Below are 18,059 nucleotides of genomic sequence, written 5' to 3'. Positions count from 1 at the left end.
TATATTTTTGAATTAAAAGTATACATAGTTTTATTTTATAACTGCATTCCTTTCGCCTTTTCTTTTAGCAACGAAAGTCGATTAAGAGCCTCTTCTAAAGTGTCTGTTTTCTTAGCAAAATGAAATCTAATTAAATGATGTACATATTCTCTAAAAAAACTCGAACCAGGAACTGCTGCAACACCAACCTCTTTTGCTAACCACTCACAAAATTTTATATCATTTTTCACTCCAAATTCTGATACGTCAACCATTATATAATAAGCCCCTTGTGGAGTTGTATATGTTAATCCTATATCATCAAGGCCTCTTAAAAATAGATTCCTTTTCTGCGTATATACTTTTTGTAATCCAGTATAATAAACGTCATCGAAATTTAAAGCTGTAACAGCCGCTTCTTGAAGTGGCGCCGCTGCACCAACTGTAAGAAAATCATGAACTTTTTTTGCAACATCAACAATCGCTTTAGGCGCTATAATGTAACCCAATCTCCATCCGGTAATTGAATAGGTTTTCGAGAGAGAACTACAAGAAATTGTCCGCTCAAACATATTCGGAAGTGATGCAAAATAAGTATGATTATAAGGAGCATAAATTATGTGTTCATAAACTTCATCTGTAATTACAAAGACATCATATTTCTCTGCTAAATCGGCTATTGTTTTAAGCTCCTCGAATGTAAATACCTTTCCAGTTGGGTTTGATGGATTACAGAGTATAAGAGCTTTAGGATTTTGTTTAAAAGCTGTTTCTAATTCTAAAACATTAAAATTGAAACAAGGTGGCCTTAGCGAAACAAATATAGGTTCTGCTCCTGACAAAATAGCATCTGCGGTATAATTCTCATAAAAAGGAGAAAAAACTATAACCTTATCACCTGGATTACAAACGCTCATCATCGCTACCATCATTGCTTCCGTACTCCCACAAGTTACAACAATTTCGTTATTTGGGTCAATATTTATACCCATAAATCTTGACTGTTTTTTAGCTAATGCTTCTCTAAAATTTTGCGCACCCCAAGTAACAGCATATTGATGAGGCCCTTTGCTCACAACCTCACTTAAAGAGTGTAACAGTTTTTTTGGTGGATCAAAATCTGGAAACCCTTGAGAAAGATTTACTGCATTATATTCATTTGAAATTCTTGTCATTTTTCTTATTATAGATTCAGTAAAAAAAGCTGTTCTGTCACTTAACTTTGGCATATAACACGTCCTTATAATTCAATTTATTTATATTCATTTTATATTTTTAAGTATGAAAAGCCACTCGCCTAAATGGAAAACAACTATAAATATAATAATAATCAGAATAATTACATAATTAAAGCTATTAGTTTTTAGTATATTACTCATAAAAATAATTGTCAATGATTTTACTCAAATAGAATTTAACTTACGCCTGCATTGACATAATTTAAAATTTCATGTTTAATGTATAGAAACAGAAAATATGGGAGGAACTAATCATGAAAGAGTTTGAATTAAAGCAAGGAAGAGGCACTGTTAAGTTTTCCATTAACGAAAAAGATGTTATTGGAGTACTTGATAATACCCATTCAACAAGTTCTAAAACTGAAGAAGAAGTAATAATAGAAGCCTTACAAAATCCTATATCAAGTTCTAAACTTAGTGAAATAGTACATACAGGTGAAAAAATTTGTATTGTTATACCAGATATTACTAGGGCGTGGCAAAAATCATCCCTATATCTTCCATTCATTGTGGCTGAACTTACGAAAGCTGGCATAGTTGATGAAGATATATTATTTATTAGCGCTACTGGTTCCCATAGAAAACAAACTGAAAATGAATACAAACAATTATTAGGGGACACCCTTTACGGCAAATATAATATAATTGATCATGATTGTAGAGATGAAGATAATTTAGTTTATCTAGGTAAAACTAGCTTTGGTACACCAGTATCCATTAATAAAAAGGCCATGGAATGTGACCATATTATAGTTGCTGGGGGAATAGTATATCATTTTCTAGTAGGATGGTCTGGTGGAAAAAAATCAATTCTACCTGGAATTGCATCATATGAAACAATAATGGCAAATCACGGTCTTTCACTTAATGAAAGTTTAGGAGAAGGAACTAGAGGCGAAATCAGATGTGGAAATATAATAAATAATCCTGTACATTTAGATATGGAAGAAGCATGTGCCTTTGTAAAACCAAGTTTTATGTTCAATGTAATCATAGACAGTCATGGAAATATATCTGCGGCAGTTGCAGGTGATTGCATTAAGGCACATGCACAAGGAAGAAAATATGTTGATGAGTCTGACTGTGCATATATAAAAGAGAAAGCTGATTTAGTAATAGCTACCGCCGGTGGTTATCCTAAAGACATTAATTTTTATCAATCTTCAAAACTTCTCATGAATTCAAGAGAAGCCGCAAAAATTGGAGGGACTATCATTGCATTAACGCAGTGTAGTGAAGGACTTGGTGGTGATGATGATGTTAGGGCTATACTCGCTAACTATGATAGACTAGTTGATCGAGAAAAATCATTAAGAGAGCGTTATACCATATCAAAACATGTCGGATGCCTTGCTTGTGAGACAGCACACAATTTTAATCTTATACTAGTATCAAATTTAGATCCTAAATTCTTTAAAAATACTGGGATTAAAATAGTTAAAACAATAGATGAGGCCTTAAACTTAACTTATACAGAAAAGGGCAAAAATTTAAAAACTTTTATAATGCCACATGGAGCAAACACCTTACCAAAATTTCTACCTATTGATTAAGAACAAAAATTAACTCTTATCAAACAAAGTTTAAATAAGTAAAAAAGCTCTTGATTTTAATCAAGAGCTTTTACTGAATTCTTTTCTTTCTCACTAAGTACCTCATTCATACTTCCAGTTCTATATCCTAGCAAATCAAGAGTTACATATTTAAAACCAATATTTTTTAATTCATTTGCAACCTTATCCATCATTTCTGTACTGAAAAATTTATTTCTTTCCTGGGCATTAACTTCTACTCTTGCTATATCTCCATGATGCCTTACCCTTATCTGTCTAAATCCTAAATCAAGTAAAAATTGTTCTGCTCTTTCAACCATGCTTAATTTCTCAACTGTTATTTCGTTGCCATATGGAAATCTTGATGATAAACATGCAAAAGCTGGTTTGTTCCAAGTTGGTAATCCAAGCCTCTTTGATAATTCTCTTATATTATCTTTTGTAAGTCCAGCATCCTTCAATGGGCTAATAACTTTCAATTCATTTGCTGCCTTCATTCCCGGTCTATAATCTGAAACGTCATCAGCATTAGAACCATCTAAAACTGCGTTAATATTATTATCATCAGCAACTTTTCTAACTTTTGAAAAAAGTTCTTTTTTACAAAAATAACATCTATCAATAGGATTTTTAGCAAACCCTTCAATTTCTAATTCCTCTGAAATTATGACTATGTGTTTTGCTCCAATGTCCCCAATATATTTAACAGCTTCCTTAAATTCTCTTTCTGGATATGTTGTTGACTTGGCAGTAATTGCAATAACTTTATTACCTAAAACATCTGCTGCTACTTTTAATAGAAAAGTGCTATCAACACCTCCTGAATATGCTATTGCTACACTTCCCAATCCTTGAATACTATCCTTTAGTTTTTGAAACTTCATTTCTAATTCCATATTTGTCCTCCTTGTCGTAAAAAACTATTACTATTTATAATAAAAATCTTTAACATATTTAATGTAACATAACATTTAACTTTTGAACATAATAATATGCTTAAAAATAATATTATTATATGATTTTCTAAAAAAATTGTAAAAATAAAAGAAGGACTAGTTATTTACACTAGTCCGTCCAATTGTTTTATACCCCTTTTTATTATAATGTCTTATCAAGCGCTTGCTTTAAATCATATATAATGTCATCTATACCTTCAACCCCAATTGAAAGTCTTATTAAATCCGTACTAACCCCAGCAGCCTTTTGTTCTTCTTCATTAAGTTCTGCGTGAGTTGTACTCGATGGATGAATTACAAGTGATTTTGCATCAGCAACGTTGGCAAGTAATGAGAATAACTCTACACTATTTATAAATTTCTTTCCTGCCTCAAGTCCACCTTTTATTCCAAAAGTGAATATTGATCCTGCTCCCTTTGGTAGATATTTTTCAGATAATTCTTTGTATTTACTTCCTTCTAGCTCAGGATAATTTATCCAAGACACTTTTGGATGTTTACTTAAGAAGTCAACCACGGCTCTAGCGTTTGTTACATGCCTTTCAACTCTTAATGATAATGATTCTAATCCTTGAAGAAATAAAAATGCACTTTGAGGACTAAGGGTAGCGCCTGTGTTTCTTAGTAACTGAACCCTAGCTTTTAATGCGAATGCTGGAGCTCCGAGTTCAGCATACACGAGACCATTATAACTTTTATCTGGAGTCGTAAAATCAGGAAATTTACCACTTTCAGCCCAATCGAATTTACCACCATCAACTATAATTCCACCAATAGTCGTTCCATGTCCGCCAATAAATTTTGTTGCAGAGTGGATGACTACATCAGCCCCAAACTCAATTGGACGACATAAGAAAGGAGTTGCAAATGTACTGTCAATAATAAATGGTATTTTGTTTTCATGAGCAATATTTGCTACTTTTTCTATATCTAAAACATTTATTTTTGGATTTCCTATTGTTTCACCATAAAGTGCTTTTGTTTTATTTGTTATGGCTTTTCTAAAGTTTTCTGGATCATCTGGATCAACAAATATTACATTAATCCCTAGTTTTCTAAGTGTAATATTAAATAATTCGTAAGTACCACCATATAGTGTACAGGCTGCTACTATTTCATCACCGCAACTTGCCACGTTTAGTATTGCATAGAATATTGCAGACATTCCTGATGCTGTAGCTAGTCCTGCAACTCCACCCTCAAGTGCAGCTACTCTCTTTTCAAAAACATCTGTAGTTGGATTCATTATTCTCGCATAGACATTTCCTGGTTCTTTTAGTTGAAATAAATTTGCTGCATGATCTGCATTTTTAAAAACGAAGGATGACGTTTGATAAATTGGAACTGCTCTTGAACCTGTAGTGGGATCAGCAACCTGTCCTGCATGTACTTGTAATGTTTCAAAACTTAATTTTCTCTCACTCATATTAATTTCCCCTTTTAAATAATTATTTTTGTTTTTTATATTTATATATTAAGAAACCCTTTAATTCAAGAAAAAAAAGCTGCTTCCTTATAAGGAAAGCAGCAATGGTAACTTTAATAAACAATATAATTGCATAGTAAAATTTGCTAACATCCTTATCTTTCAGATTTTACAATCTGCAGGAATTGACACCATTGCAATCAAATAAAGAATGCTGGTTGTCGGGCTTCATCGGACCAGTCCCTCTGCCACTCTGGATAAGTTGTATTTAGTTGTTGTTATTTAGTATATTAATAATAAAAGGAATTGTCAATGTATTTTTCAGAAAATTGAGTTATTAGATGTTTTTTAATATCGCCGCATCTTATTAATAGATTTATAAGTTTGTATTGCTAATAAGCAGAGTAGTATAAATTATATACTAAAATCACTATTCTTATAAAACCAAATAAACTAACAATCTCAATTATTTGAGATTGTTAGTTTATTTGGTAACTTGTTATTGCTATTTTGATGCTGTCTTTAAGTAACTTTCCATTACACCTTTAACTATAGGCACCACATGGTGACTTCCACCTGTATTTTTAACATTTTCCATAATCATTGATATCACTATTTTAGGATTGTCTGTATTCATACATACGAACCAACCATTTTCTTCTGCCGTAATATCCTTAGCGTCTTTTTTCAATTCTGCTGTTCCGGTCTTACCTGCAAGATTTACGCCACTAATTTTCGCACCATGACCTGTACCATTCGGATTTTCTATAACATCCGTAAGATCATTCTTCAAAGTTTTTACATTATTTTTAGATATTACACTAGACTTCCATACCTTAGATATTACCAATGTATTAAAATTTTCAAGTGTTGGAGACATAATATTACCCTCATTAACAACCGCACTATAAGATAATGCAATCTGGAGTGGACTTATAAGAACTTCTCCTTGACCATAACCAGTATCCGCTAATGCTACATCATTTTTAATGACGTTATCATTAGCTACTTGTGATATTGCTATAGGGTAATCTATAGGAAGCTTTTCACCTATTCCAAATTTGCTCGAACCCTTAATGAATTCTTCCTTGCCGATCTTAAGTGCAGCTCGTGCAAAGTATATATTATCTGAATATATAAACGCATCCTTTAGATTAACGCTCTCTATCTTATCACTAACCCTAGTAACCATATTAGTTCCCCAAGATTTATCGGGTTGCCATTTTAATCCTGGTATATTTATAAGTTCTTCAGGTTTTATCTTTGCATTATCTAAACCCACCGCAGCAGTTATAAGTTTAAATGTAGATCCTGGAGAATATACCGCCTTGAATCTATTTTTAAATGGTTCTTTTTCTACTTTCCATGATGCTATTTGAGTATTAGATTTATAAGTTGTATATGCATTTGAGTCATATGATGGAGAACTTACTAAAGCCAACACCTCTCCGGTTTTGGGATTTATTGCTGCAGATGCTCCTGGCTCTTTGTTCATTCCCTTATATATATTCGCTTGAAGCTCTGAATCTACTGACAATGTTATATTTTCGCCTGCTTTAGATGCTTTACTAAGAATTATATCTTCTTTAATCTCTTTTCCATCCTTTTGCCTAGATATATAAATTGTTGCTCCACTTTCGCCCTTAAGTCTTTTTTCATATACTTGTTCAAGGCCTGCCTTACCTATTAGACTTGATGAGCTATACCCCTGCCCACTCATCTTTTCTAATTCTTCACCGGTTATCGGAGCAATATATCCAATTAGTGAACCAAATGCTTCCCCTCCTGGATATATTCTACCTTTAGGACTAATGTGAATTACACCCTTAATCTTCATAACTTCAGCTATTTTTACTTTTTCGCTGCTTAATATATTAATAATTGGTATAAACTCATCTGGGTTTTTATTTGCTTTTAGTTTATCTTTTATAGCCGAAGCATCTATATCTAGAATTTCAGCCATTTGTGTTATATTATTATCTTTTTCTTTTACAAAATCATTAAGGCTTATTCCAATGGTAACTATTGCAGCGTTTATTGCAAGTGGCTTTTTATTTTTATCATAAATTTCACCACGAATCGCTGGCAACGTAATAACCTTAATCTTATCTCCTACTCCCATACTAGGTAATATCATTTTTTCATCCCACACTATTGTCCACTGCTTTTTTTTATTAACTTTTTCTTTTATCATGGTTGCTTGGTATCCTGGCATTTTTAATTGCCCTGCAGTGGTATTCATAACTATTGAAAATGGTATTTCAATAGTTTCTTTATTACCATCTTTAATTTCCTCTTCATTATCAACCTTAATTACTATATTTTTAGCCTCTATTCCCTTATATATAGCATTATATTTATTTGAAAATTGTTTTTCAGTTATTGTTTCTTTAGTTTTAACTGAAAGCATATTATACATTGCTGTAAAATCCTGCTTTACCCACATAGTCTTATATGTATCAAATGTTTTAGTTGCACTATCCACTTTTGTATAAATAGTAAACAGAAATACGCCTCCAACTACTAAAACTATACCTAAGATTGTAAAAATAGATACCTTCAAATATTTTCTCAACATATTTTTATCACCCCTTTCCTATTATATCACTTGAATACTTTGTAAATAGGCATAATTGGAAAAACAACATGTTTTATTTTATAAAAAAAGACCATTGATTACTTAGTCAACGGCCCGAAACTCACTAATTATATTATTATGTAGTTTTGCTTTCTTTTTCTTCTTGATCCTTTAATTTATATTCATAAGAAAGGTAAAGTTCTTCTAGTTTAGTATTAAAATATTTAGGTGATATTTTAACTTGTGTTATATTTCCAAGTTTATTTAAATCTTCAAAGAATTTTTTTATTCTGTTTTCTATTGCTTCAATATTACTGAATTTCACCTTGTTAATTATAGAATCACACTCATCATTAAAAATTCTAACAACTAGTTTGATCATATCATCAGTCATATCTCCTGCTAATTGATTATTTCCATTAATATTTCCATTAATAATCCATTGCTTAAATTCTATAGCTTCTTTGGATTTAATCATCTCCACTTGCTTTTCCCTTATCTCTGCAAGCATAGTAGAACATTTCACTGAATTCATTAAATTATATTCAGATTTATAAATACCAAAATCTTGCATCGATACATCATCATCTAAAAGAATTATTTGAGACTTTAAATTCTCTACAGAAGTTTTTGTATTATTATATTCTAAATTAAGCTCCTCGATAGATTTTGTCTTAGTTTCTATTAAAACCTCATATTCACTAGACTTCTGCTCAAGTTCAATAGCCTTTTGTTTGAAAGTATCCTCATATTCTTTGCTCTTGCTTTCAATAAATTCATCATATTCTGTTGATTTATCTTCAAGCTCTTTAACTTTTATTTGTATTAGATTATCATACTCTTCCCTTTTACCGTTTATTAAATTATCATATTCTGCTGACTTATCTTCAAGTTCTTTAGCTTTGAGTTCAATTAAATCATCATATTCTTTCTTTTTACTTTCAATTATATTATCATTTTCAATTGATTTATCCTCAAGTTCCTTATCTTTTAATTCGATTTTATGATCGTATTCATTAGATTTCTCTTCAAATTCTCTTGTTTGATAGGTAGCCTGATTACCATAGTCTATATTAAGTTCCTCTATAGCTTTTGTTTTTGTTAAAATTAGCTTATCATATTCTTCGAGCTCTGCTTCAAGTTCTTTTGTTTTAGATAAAATCCGACTCATTCCCATTTGAGTTGGAGTTAATTTTATATATTTTAAATTTTTATTTTCCTCGATTAATTTTTCAATCTCAGCTTTATATTGCTTCGCACTTAAAGCGTCTTTAATGGATGTAAGTATTGCCATTGATAACCCTCCTTATTTCTTCAACAGTCTACATTATACCACAAAAATTTCACTAAAAATGTAGAGATATTTTCAAAAACACAGTAATTATTCAATAAATTTTAAAAAAGTGCTTATGTTAATAACTAATTTTAATATCATTTTTTTAATTTAATTGATACTTCTTTAAGTTGTTAATTTCCTTTTGCTGGAAATATAATTGACTTGAATATACTATTGATTCTGATATTTGAAGTGCCCCTGATAATGCATATGTTATATCTTTGGATAAGCATTTTGCTTCTGTTCTGTAATTTTTATCCATATTAAGCACTATATTTTCTACGTTCTCTTGAAATATTTCATGATTTTTTAGTTTTAACTTATCTTTTAAAATAATGGTTAGTAACTTTACATGTAAAGTCATTTCGTAAAACAGATGTTCATATGCACCTTTCTTCTCATTACCGTCCCTATGATATAAGCAAAAGTAATCACAAACAAAGTGGCATATTATGCCTAAAGACTCTGAGAATTCTTTAATTGAAATGTTTTCGCTCATTAATTCTTCTGAATATATATTAACTTTATATAAACTTTCATCTAGTGTATGCGCACAATTAATATCCTTATTAATAAAATCTGGCTTTATATTCCCGTATGCAAATGCCAATCTGTCTAATTTAAAATTCATATTACTTAAGAGATGTTTATATAAAATTTGAGACATTAGTAAGTGAGTATTAACTATCATAGTATACACCGCCTTATATTTATATATTATTCCAAACTCATGTAATTGTAATTTAGATTACGTTAAGATTTAGTTATCTTTCGGTTAAATCATCTCCTGGGTCGCTGCAACAGCTTCGAAGAAGAAGCACTGCAAAGTTGACAATACCTGGAGACACTCCGGAGGGAACATTAATTTGCGTTGCAAAAAATATTTTGTTTAATCTATTTCAAACACAAAAAAGGTACCTACTTTAATAAAGTGAATACCTTTTATGTATGTCTATTCATAATTTTATATAAAATTTACTACCTTATCATTTATAAAACTATTATTTCTGCATTCTTCAATAAAAATGCGATACAAGACCCTTTCATTTATTAATGTTTGTACACAAATACCATCAGAAAAAACTATATAGTTATGACCCTTAAATTCAAATTCACGCTCCTTAGCCTTGATAGTATTAATCATAAGTTTATTAAAAATATTAATTTCTTTAATAACATTTTTTTCTTCAATATCCTCTTTGTTTTCAAAATCAATTATCATAATACAACTTCCTCTCTATATTATTTAGATCTTATTTAATTACCCTAACCCATTTAGTACTTATACTATATAACAACTTTTCATTAATTCCTTTGATTTTAATTTGCATTTTTTCTTGATTCTAGCTGCTTCTTCAGTCAATTCGAATATACTTGTATAAGACTTATTTTTATTGATTACAATGGCAATAGATATACTCATTAACGGATAATTTTCATTAATGTTATTCCGATTAACAGATTGTATGTATTTATTTTCTCTATCATACTCATTGTAGAAATTTATTATGTTATTATCAAATTCATTTATTATATCTTCACAAAGATTGTATGCATTATAACCTGGAATTATTGCAACAAAATCATCCCCACCTATATGGCCTAAAAAGCTATCTTTATAGAGACATGTATGTTTTTGAATAACACTTGATGTAAATGATAAAACCCTATCTCCGTTCTCAAACCCATATTTATCATTAAAAGCTTTAAAATCGTTTATATCAAAATATAAAAGAGAAAACTTTTTTTTATCTATAATTAACTTAGAGATAAAATCTTCGATAACAACATTTCCAGGTAATCCTGTTAATGGGTTGGAATATTTTGCTACATTTAATTCAAACTCCATTGTTTTTTCAAGTAATGAAATTACAGTAACCACACCAAAATATTTATCATTTTTTTTAACAATTATATAATCATATAGTTTATCCTCTTCTCTTGATATAACAATTTTTGATACTATGTCTAAGGTGATATCATAATCAACAATAAGTGGGTTTGAATCCATAATTAAGTGGATAGGTCTTTTCATATATATTGACCATCCATATTGAGTTCCAACCTTTGAAAAAAAATCAGAATTCATTACTACTCCAATTATTGAATAGTTGTTATTAACTATTGAAATACCTCTTATACTGTGGTTACTCTTAAAAATCTTGTCTATTTCGCTACATGTCGTTGTAGATAAAACTGGGCTCTCTTCTCTCGCAATTTCTCCTATTTTCACATTAGAACTTGGACTAAAACTATGTTTCCTCATATTAATATTTTTATCAACAATTCTTTTTTTTATTATCTCAGATGTTTCCATTAAATTATCAGCCGGTCTATTTATTAAAAATCCTTGACCATAGTGTACACCTATTTCGATAAGAGTATAAAGGTCATTTACATCTTCTATTCCTTCAGCAATAATTTTAGTATTAGTGGAATTTGCGAAATCGACAAAGGATTTAATTATTGCTTTTTTAAAATTGTCCCTAGTTATATTTGTTATTAAACTCATATCCATTTTAATATAGTTTGGTCTTGTCTTTGCAATTGTTGTAAGTCCAGAATAGCCTGTTCCTACATCATCAATAGCTATCTTATATCCCTGATTCTTATAATAATCTATCACTTCACTAAAATTTTCATAACAATCAATTGAGGTTTTTTCAGTAATTTCAAATATAAGTGAGGTTGGACTAATATTATATTTTGCTAATAGCTCCTTAGTAAAACCCTTAATAAAATGATCATCTTTTAAAACAGCCGGGTCTATATTTACAAACAAAAATTTATCAGAATTATGGCTACTAAATGTCTTTATCGCATTTTTTCTGCATGTAATTTCTAAGTCCCAGAGAAGGTCATGTGTTTTAGCTGCTTCAAAAAGTATTTCAGGATTTATATACTTACTATCCTTAGGCCCCCTTGTTAGAGCTTCATATCCTATAACCTCTCCCGTTTGCATTGAGATAATTGGCTGAAAAACAGATCGTAATCTATTACTAGAAATAATTTCTCGAAGCTCATCGGACATGTAGAATTCCCCCTTAAAATATACCATATATAGTATATTATCATAATAGTGTTAATATTAAGTTAAGTTCTTTTATGTTTACGTTAAAAATGCTCAATTAAGAATTGAAATGTATTTTTTACAAACATACGCTAATTCCTTGCGCAAATGACAAAGACAAGGTAATGTATTAATATGAAATGATTTTATCTTGGGTAATAATAAAAACAAATATAAGGGTGTGATATATAATGATTAAAATATGTAAATCAAATGAAAGCTACAAGGAACTTAGTAAAGCCTTAAAAGATAATAATATAGAATTTGAACACAAAAAATGTTTAAGCAAATGTGGTCTATGCCATAAACATCCAATTGCTAAAAACCATGGTGAGTTTATATCTGCTGATAGCGTAGAAAAACTTATTAAAAAATTAAAACAAGACAAATAGTAATAGCGGATAGATTTAATAATCTATCCGCTATTACTATTTTATAAATCACTCGATTTTATCTGATACTCTTGGCACAAAACCATTTTCTTTCCAATATTCCTTCATACTATGCATTTTTTCTTTAATTTTATCATCTTTATTTAGTACAAAATTATAAAATTCTTCCTGACTATTAATTTGTTCCTTACCTCTTCTATCAATTCTCGTATAGATCCCATCTTTAGTCAAAATTCTAGCTTTTATTGTATCCGATAAAGATATATATAAAATTTCTTTTATTCTGTCCCTTGCATGTTGATCTTCAATTGGAAATAAAAGTTCTACTCTTCGATCTAAATTTCTAGTCATCCAATCTGCACTTGATAAGTAAATTCCTTCCTGTCCATCGTTATAAAAATAGAAAATACGACTATGCTCTAAAAATCTACCAACAATACTTCTCACCGTAATGTTTTCACTTACACCTGGTATTCCAGGTTTAAGGCAACAAATACCACGTACTATTAAATCTATTTTCACTCCTGCAGTCGATGCCTTAAATAGAGCTTTAATAATCTCAATATCAACTAATGAGTTAACTTTTATAATAATTCTGGCCTTCTTACCCTTACTCGCATTCTCAGTTTCCTCAATTATCATTTGTAAAAATCTATCTCTTAACTGTAATGGAGCAAGACTAAATTTATGTAAAGCTGTTGGTCTAGAATTCCCAGATAACATATTAAATAGAGCAGATGCATCTGCCCCAAAATAAGGATTCGATGTAAACAGACCAATATCTGTATAAAGCTTTGCAGTGACATCGTTGTAGTTTCCCGTCCCCATATGAACATAACGCTTAATGCCATCTTCTTCACGCCTTACTACTAGCAATATTTTACAATGTGTTTTGAGTCCCACAAGCCCATAAATTACATGACATCCTGATTGTTCTAATTGCTTTGCCCAAACTATGTTATTACTTTCATCAAATCTTGCCTTAAGTTCAACGAGTACAGTAACTTGTTTACCCATCTCCGCAGCCTTTACTAAGGCTTCTATAATAGGTGAATTCCCGCTTACACGATATAATGTATGTTTTATAGCAAGAACATCAGAATCAACAGCTGCTTGCCTTACTAACTCAACAATCGGGCCAAAGGATTCATATGGATGATGTAATAAAATATCTTTCTCTGTTATAGCTTCAAATATGTTGTTATATTTTAAAAACTGTTTTGATAACTGCGGTTTTATAGGTTTATACTCTAGTTTCTCATAACCCTTAATCCTTCCAATTTTCATTAAAAAAGTTAAATCTATTTGTCCGTTTATTATATACTCCTGATCTTTCGAAATTTCAAGCTCCCGCTTAAGAATTTCAAGCAATTTATTATTCATACCCTTCTCTATTTCAAGACGCACAGCTTTGCCCCATCTTCGTTGCTTTAAAGATTCTTCAATTGCCTCAAGTAAATCTTCCGCACCTTCTTCATCTAGTGCCATATCTGCATTTCTTGTAATACGATAACAGCTTGCATCTATAATTTCATGTCCATTAAAAAGGGACTTTAAGTTCATTTTAATAATATCTTCTAAAAATATGAAAGCTAAACCACCTTCATCTGGAATTTTTACAAATCTATCAAAAACAGAAGGTGCCTTTATGGTTGCAAAAATATTTTCCCCCTTATCATTTTTAAGAAGAATTGCAATATTTAAACTTTTATTTGATATCAACGGAAAAGGACTGCTTTGATTAACTAGCATAGGTGTTAGTACTGGAAAAATATTTTTTGTATAATAGTTTTCAACATAATTAATCTGTTCTTTACTTAAATCATTAAATTTCAGAAATTTTATTTTTTCTTTTTCAAGTCCTTTTTTTAAGGACCGATTATAACAACTCGATAAGCTAGAAACAAGTTTATGTACTAATATTCCTATTTGCTCCATTTGCTCTGTTGGCGTAAGTCCTGATGGTTCTTTTTTATCAAATTCAGCTGTAATTTGATCCGATAGTGATCCAACTCTAACCATAAAGAATTCATCTAAATTTGAACTTACGATAGATGCAAACTTTAATCTTTCAAACAATGGATTTGTTGTATCCTGTGCTTCTTCAAGAACTCGTTCATTAAACTGAACCCAACTTAATTCGCGACTTATAAAATACTTAGGTAATGAATAATCAATCATTTTTTATCCCCTCTTTATATTATTGGTTTAACACCAATTACTTCTTCAAAAAAATCTACATACATTGAAAAATTCCATTCCTCTAAAATAATATCTCCCTTAGATTTCAAGTTAAAAAATATATTATCCCTAGTTTCTAGTAGCTTGATTTCTTTTATTTTTTGCATATGTGATATATCTAAAGCTTCTGATAATTTTAATATTGCCGCTAATGTGGATACAATCATTTTATCAACATCACTTAAAACTCTATAATTATTATGCGCCATTATAGGAATTTCCTCTGAGTGGTACCTTGCTGCACTTGCAATAATCTCAATAGCAATATCGGAAAACCCAACAATACTCTGAGCTCTTATTATATTATAAGAATGAAAATTATGATTATTAGCACTTATAAACCCACCCACATCATGAAGTATTGCTGCAACCTGAAGATAAAGCCGTTCACGTTCTCCTAACTTATGTAAGCTTTTTGTGTGATCAAAAATGTCAAGCGATAATTTTTCAACAAAAGTCGCATGCTCTTTATCAATTTGATATTTTTCTCCTATATACCAAACGGAACTTATGATATCGTGTATTAATTCTTCTTTCCGTGGAATATTTAGTATTTCATCAGATAAATCATATAAAATACCTTGCCTTAAGGATAATTTAGGAATTTGAATTCCCTCTGCTTTAGTCATCTTAAGAAAACAATAAAAAATAAGTATCGATGGTAGCAAAAGTTCTGCTGTCTTATTAGAAAGTCCAAAGGTGGTTTTAATTTGAAAATTATCCATGTTACTAATTTCTTTTGTAAGTGATAATAATGCTTCCTTTTTAATGAAATAATCTTTCTTATTAGCTCCACTCTTTTTTCTTATAATTCCACAGATTGTATTTAACTCTCCTCCTAGTCCTAAAAAATGATTGATCTCAAACTTTTTGATTTGAGGTTTAAGTGTATATATTTTACTTTCTATATACTGCTGCATAGTCTCTGGAAATTCAATTGTCTTTGTTTCTAAATCAGATAAAGCCTCTCTTATTTTTAAAGATCCAATTTTAACATGCTCTGTAAACTTTAATCTACCCTCTTCATAAATTGATGTCTCCACTGCGCCAGAAGTGATATTAACAATTAGATATTGTTCTGATTTTTTAATATCTATTGAGTTTACGTGGTTTCTAACCGCTTTTAACATATAAAATTGTTCTTCTGCTATGTTTATTGATTCAACATTTAACCCTGTTCTAAGTCGTATTTGTTCTAATACATATTGTTTGTTTTCAGCTTCTCTCATGCCACTAGTTGCTACTGCTTTGTAAAACTTAATTTTATAATCCTTCATAAGTCTAACAAACCCATTTAAATCATCACAAGTCTCATGAATTGTCTTAACAGAAATTCTAGCTTTAGAAAATGTATCTTTTCCTATTTTTGTAGGTTTTACTACCTCCTCTAAAATTATAATTTCCCCCCGCGTATTTATTTCTCCAATTGTCATTTTTAGATAGTTAGCACCTAGATCAATAGCCGCAATTATCTTCCATGCTTGTGCTATACCCATAAAAAATCTCCTTTGTATAAAAAAATTCATATATATTGATACTACTATAATGTTTGTTATTATACAATAATGTATATTATATTTAACGAAACCTTAACCTAACTTTAACCATAAAAAAAAAATTATTTGTAAGGGGCATATTTATTAACACTTGCAAATATTATAACTATTAATTATTATAGACATAAGTTGTATAATAAATGAATTTCAAAGGGGAATAATAAAAATGAAAAAAATAGCCATAATTGATATAGGATCAAATTCTATACGTCTAGTAATTGTTCAAATAAACAAAGATAATTCCTTTAGAATAGTAGATGAAATTAAAAGGAGTGTTCGCCTTGGCAAAGATATGACCAAAAATGGAGAATTAAATCCCTCTAGAATTGATAATGCTATATCTACTTTAGCTTTCTTTAAACGGTTGTGTTTTATTCAAGATATAAGTGAAATTTTAGCTGTTGCTACAGAAGCTGTCCGTAAAGCCACCAATCAAATTGAATTTTTAAACCGTGTTAAATCAGAACTTTCTATTGATATTCGTGTTTTAACTGGAATTGAAGAAGCTTACTATGATTATTTTGGGGCTATCAACAGTATGGATTTTTCTGATGCACTAATAATGGATATTGGTGGAAGTAGTTCAGAATTAATTTTAGTTAAAAACAGAAAATTAAAAGCATCCATAAGTTTACCTTTTGGTGCCATAAATCTCACAGAAAAGTTTTCACTTCAAAAGGTCATGAATGATAAAAGCGAAGCTGAAATTAAGACATTTCTTACTTCACTTTATAAAGATATTCCTTGGCTAAAAGAAGTTAAAAATATACCCATAATTGGGATCGGTGGTACTATAAGAAATATCGGTAAATTACATAAGAGAAAAACTAATTATCCTATAGATAATCTTCATAATTATATAATTCCTACAAATGAAGTTATAACTATCTACGATCAGGTTAAAGTTAAAGAGTCTTTTCAAAGAAAAAAACTTAAGGGACTCTCAAAGGAAAGAGCCGATATTTTTGTTGGTGCTGCTGCATCTTTAGTTACCTTAATTGAATACCTTAATATAAAAGAACTCCATGTTAGCGGAAGTGGTCTTCGTGATGGTGTTTTATATGAATATATCTTTAATAGTAAAATACCTTTAAATGATGTGCTTGATTTCTCTCTTAATAACCACTTACTTAATTATAAAATTGACGTTAAACATCCGAGTCACGTATGGATGTTAACTAAAACCCTGTATAATGAGCTTAATACAATTATCGACATACCAATAAACCCTTATAAAATTTTGAAAACTGCAGCAATGCTTCATGATATAGGGATTCTTATAAGTTATTTTGATCATCATAAACATTCTTCCTATATGATTGCAAACTCTAAAATTAATGGACTTACTCATAAAGAGCAACTAATGGCTTCATACATAGCTGCTCTTCACAGAAAAAATGAATTTAAAATTGACTTAAAATTGTACCAGAATTTAATAACTAAACAAGATTTAGATATAATAGATAAGTTAACCATACTACTACGCATTAGTGAAAGTCTGGATAGTTGCTTAAATGGAAATATACAATTTATTAGTTGCAGCATTGGATTAGATACTGTAACAATAACCGTTGATGCAAAAGCAGACCCATTGCTCGAAATAAGTGCGGCACTACAATGCTGTTCATCATTTGAAAAGATATATAATAAGAAATTAATAATAAAATGATATACACTACATGCTTATAAAAGGCACCTACTTTTTTGTAGATGCCTTTTTATATTAATTATACC

At 30.0% G+C, this 18,059-nt stretch carries 13 protein-coding genes and 1 riboswitch; of the genes, 3 read left to right on the top strand and 10 right to left on the bottom strand.

Annotated elements, in window-relative coordinates; translation table 11 throughout:
• Positions 1-35 precede the first annotated feature (35 nt).
• A complete protein-coding gene (locus tag KPL44_RS14900; protein WP_216251842.1) occupies positions 36-1,208 on the bottom strand; it encodes a pyridoxal phosphate-dependent aminotransferase in 1,173 nt (390 codons plus the stop codon).
• A gap of 263 nt (positions 1,209-1,471) precedes the next feature.
• Here KPL44_RS14900 and larA point away from each other — a divergent pair, with 263 nt between their 5' ends.
• Positions 1,472-2,770 (top strand): nickel-dependent lactate racemase, encoded by a 1,299-nt coding sequence (larA, locus tag KPL44_RS14895; RefSeq protein ID WP_216251840.1) that lies wholly within the window; start codon positions 1,472-1,474, stop codon positions 2,768-2,770.
• A gap of 56 nt (positions 2,771-2,826) precedes the next feature.
• Here the strand turns inward: larA and larE are convergent, their stop codons facing one another.
• The 7 genes from larE to KPL44_RS14860 form a co-directional block, all read right to left on the bottom strand.
• Positions 2,827-3,666, bottom strand: a complete 840-nt coding sequence (gene larE, locus KPL44_RS14890; RefSeq protein ID WP_216251837.1) for an ATP-dependent sacrificial sulfur transferase LarE — start codon at positions 3,664-3,666, stop codon at positions 2,827-2,829.
• Positions 3,667-3,868: 202 nt separating this feature from the next.
• Positions 3,869-5,152 carry an O-acetylhomoserine aminocarboxypropyltransferase/cysteine synthase family protein gene (locus KPL44_RS14885; RefSeq protein WP_216251835.1) on the bottom strand — a complete coding sequence of 428 codons (1,284 nt, stop codon included), beginning with the start codon at positions 5,150-5,152 and terminating at the stop codon, positions 3,869-3,871.
• A 152-nt stretch (positions 5,153-5,304) separates the two neighbouring features.
• A riboswitch (SAM riboswitch) is annotated at positions 5,305-5,416 on the bottom strand.
• 241 nt (positions 5,417-5,657) lie between these two features.
• A complete protein-coding gene (locus KPL44_RS14880; protein WP_216251834.1) occupies positions 5,658-7,730 on the bottom strand; it encodes a penicillin-binding transpeptidase domain-containing protein in 2,073 nt (690 codons plus the stop codon).
• A 136-nt stretch (positions 7,731-7,866) separates the two neighbouring features.
• Complete coding sequence (locus KPL44_RS14875) at positions 7,867-9,024, bottom strand: DUF4041 domain-containing protein (RefSeq protein WP_216251832.1); 1,158 nt, start codon at positions 9,022-9,024, stop codon at positions 7,867-7,869.
• 145 nt (positions 9,025-9,169) lie between these two features.
• Complete coding sequence (locus tag KPL44_RS14870; protein ID WP_216251829.1) at positions 9,170-9,757, bottom strand: zinc dependent phospholipase C family protein; 588 nt, start codon at positions 9,755-9,757, stop codon at positions 9,170-9,172.
• A gap of 273 nt (positions 9,758-10,030) precedes the next feature.
• Positions 10,031-10,288, bottom strand: coding sequence for a hypothetical protein (locus KPL44_RS14865; protein ID WP_216251826.1), 258 nt, complete (start codon positions 10,286-10,288; stop codon positions 10,031-10,033).
• A gap of 60 nt (positions 10,289-10,348) precedes the next feature.
• The gene (locus KPL44_RS14860) at positions 10,349-12,097 is read right to left on the bottom strand and encodes a GGDEF domain-containing protein (RefSeq protein ID WP_216251823.1); all 1,749 of its coding nucleotides are present in this window, start codon (positions 12,095-12,097) and stop codon (positions 10,349-10,351) included.
• Positions 12,098-12,327: 230 nt separating this feature from the next.
• On the opposite strand from KPL44_RS14860, the gene KPL44_RS14855 reads away from it, so the two are divergent.
• The gene (locus tag KPL44_RS14855; protein WP_216107245.1) at positions 12,328-12,528 is read left to right on the top strand and encodes a DUF1450 domain-containing protein; all 201 of its coding nucleotides are present in this window, start codon (positions 12,328-12,330) and stop codon (positions 12,526-12,528) included.
• A 48-nt stretch (positions 12,529-12,576) separates the two neighbouring features.
• Here the strand turns inward: KPL44_RS14855 and KPL44_RS14850 are convergent, their stop codons facing one another.
• Both KPL44_RS14850 and KPL44_RS14845 read right to left on the bottom strand, forming a co-directional pair.
• Entirely contained in the window at positions 12,577-14,709 is a 2,133-nt protein-coding gene (locus KPL44_RS14850; RefSeq protein ID WP_216251821.1) for an RNA degradosome polyphosphate kinase, read from the bottom strand.
• Between the two features lie 14 nt (positions 14,710-14,723).
• On the bottom strand, positions 14,724-16,265 hold the full coding sequence (locus KPL44_RS14845; RefSeq protein ID WP_216251817.1) for a Ppx/GppA phosphatase family protein: 1,542 nt from the start codon (positions 16,263-16,265) through the stop codon (positions 14,724-14,726).
• A gap of 226 nt (positions 16,266-16,491) precedes the next feature.
• On the opposite strand from KPL44_RS14845, the gene ppx reads away from it, so the two are divergent.
• Positions 16,492-17,994: an exopolyphosphatase gene (ppx, locus tag KPL44_RS14840; RefSeq protein WP_216251815.1), complete on the top strand. Its 1,503-nt coding sequence runs from the start codon at positions 16,492-16,494 to the stop codon at positions 17,992-17,994.
• Positions 17,995-18,059: the final 65 nt, after the last annotated feature.

The organism is Clostridium sp. DSM 17811, assembly GCF_018861905.1.
Lineage (GTDB): Bacteria > Bacillota > Clostridia > Clostridiales > Clostridiaceae > Clostridium_AD > Clostridium_AD frigoriphilum.
This window is presented reverse-complemented; position numbering and strand designations above follow the sequence as displayed.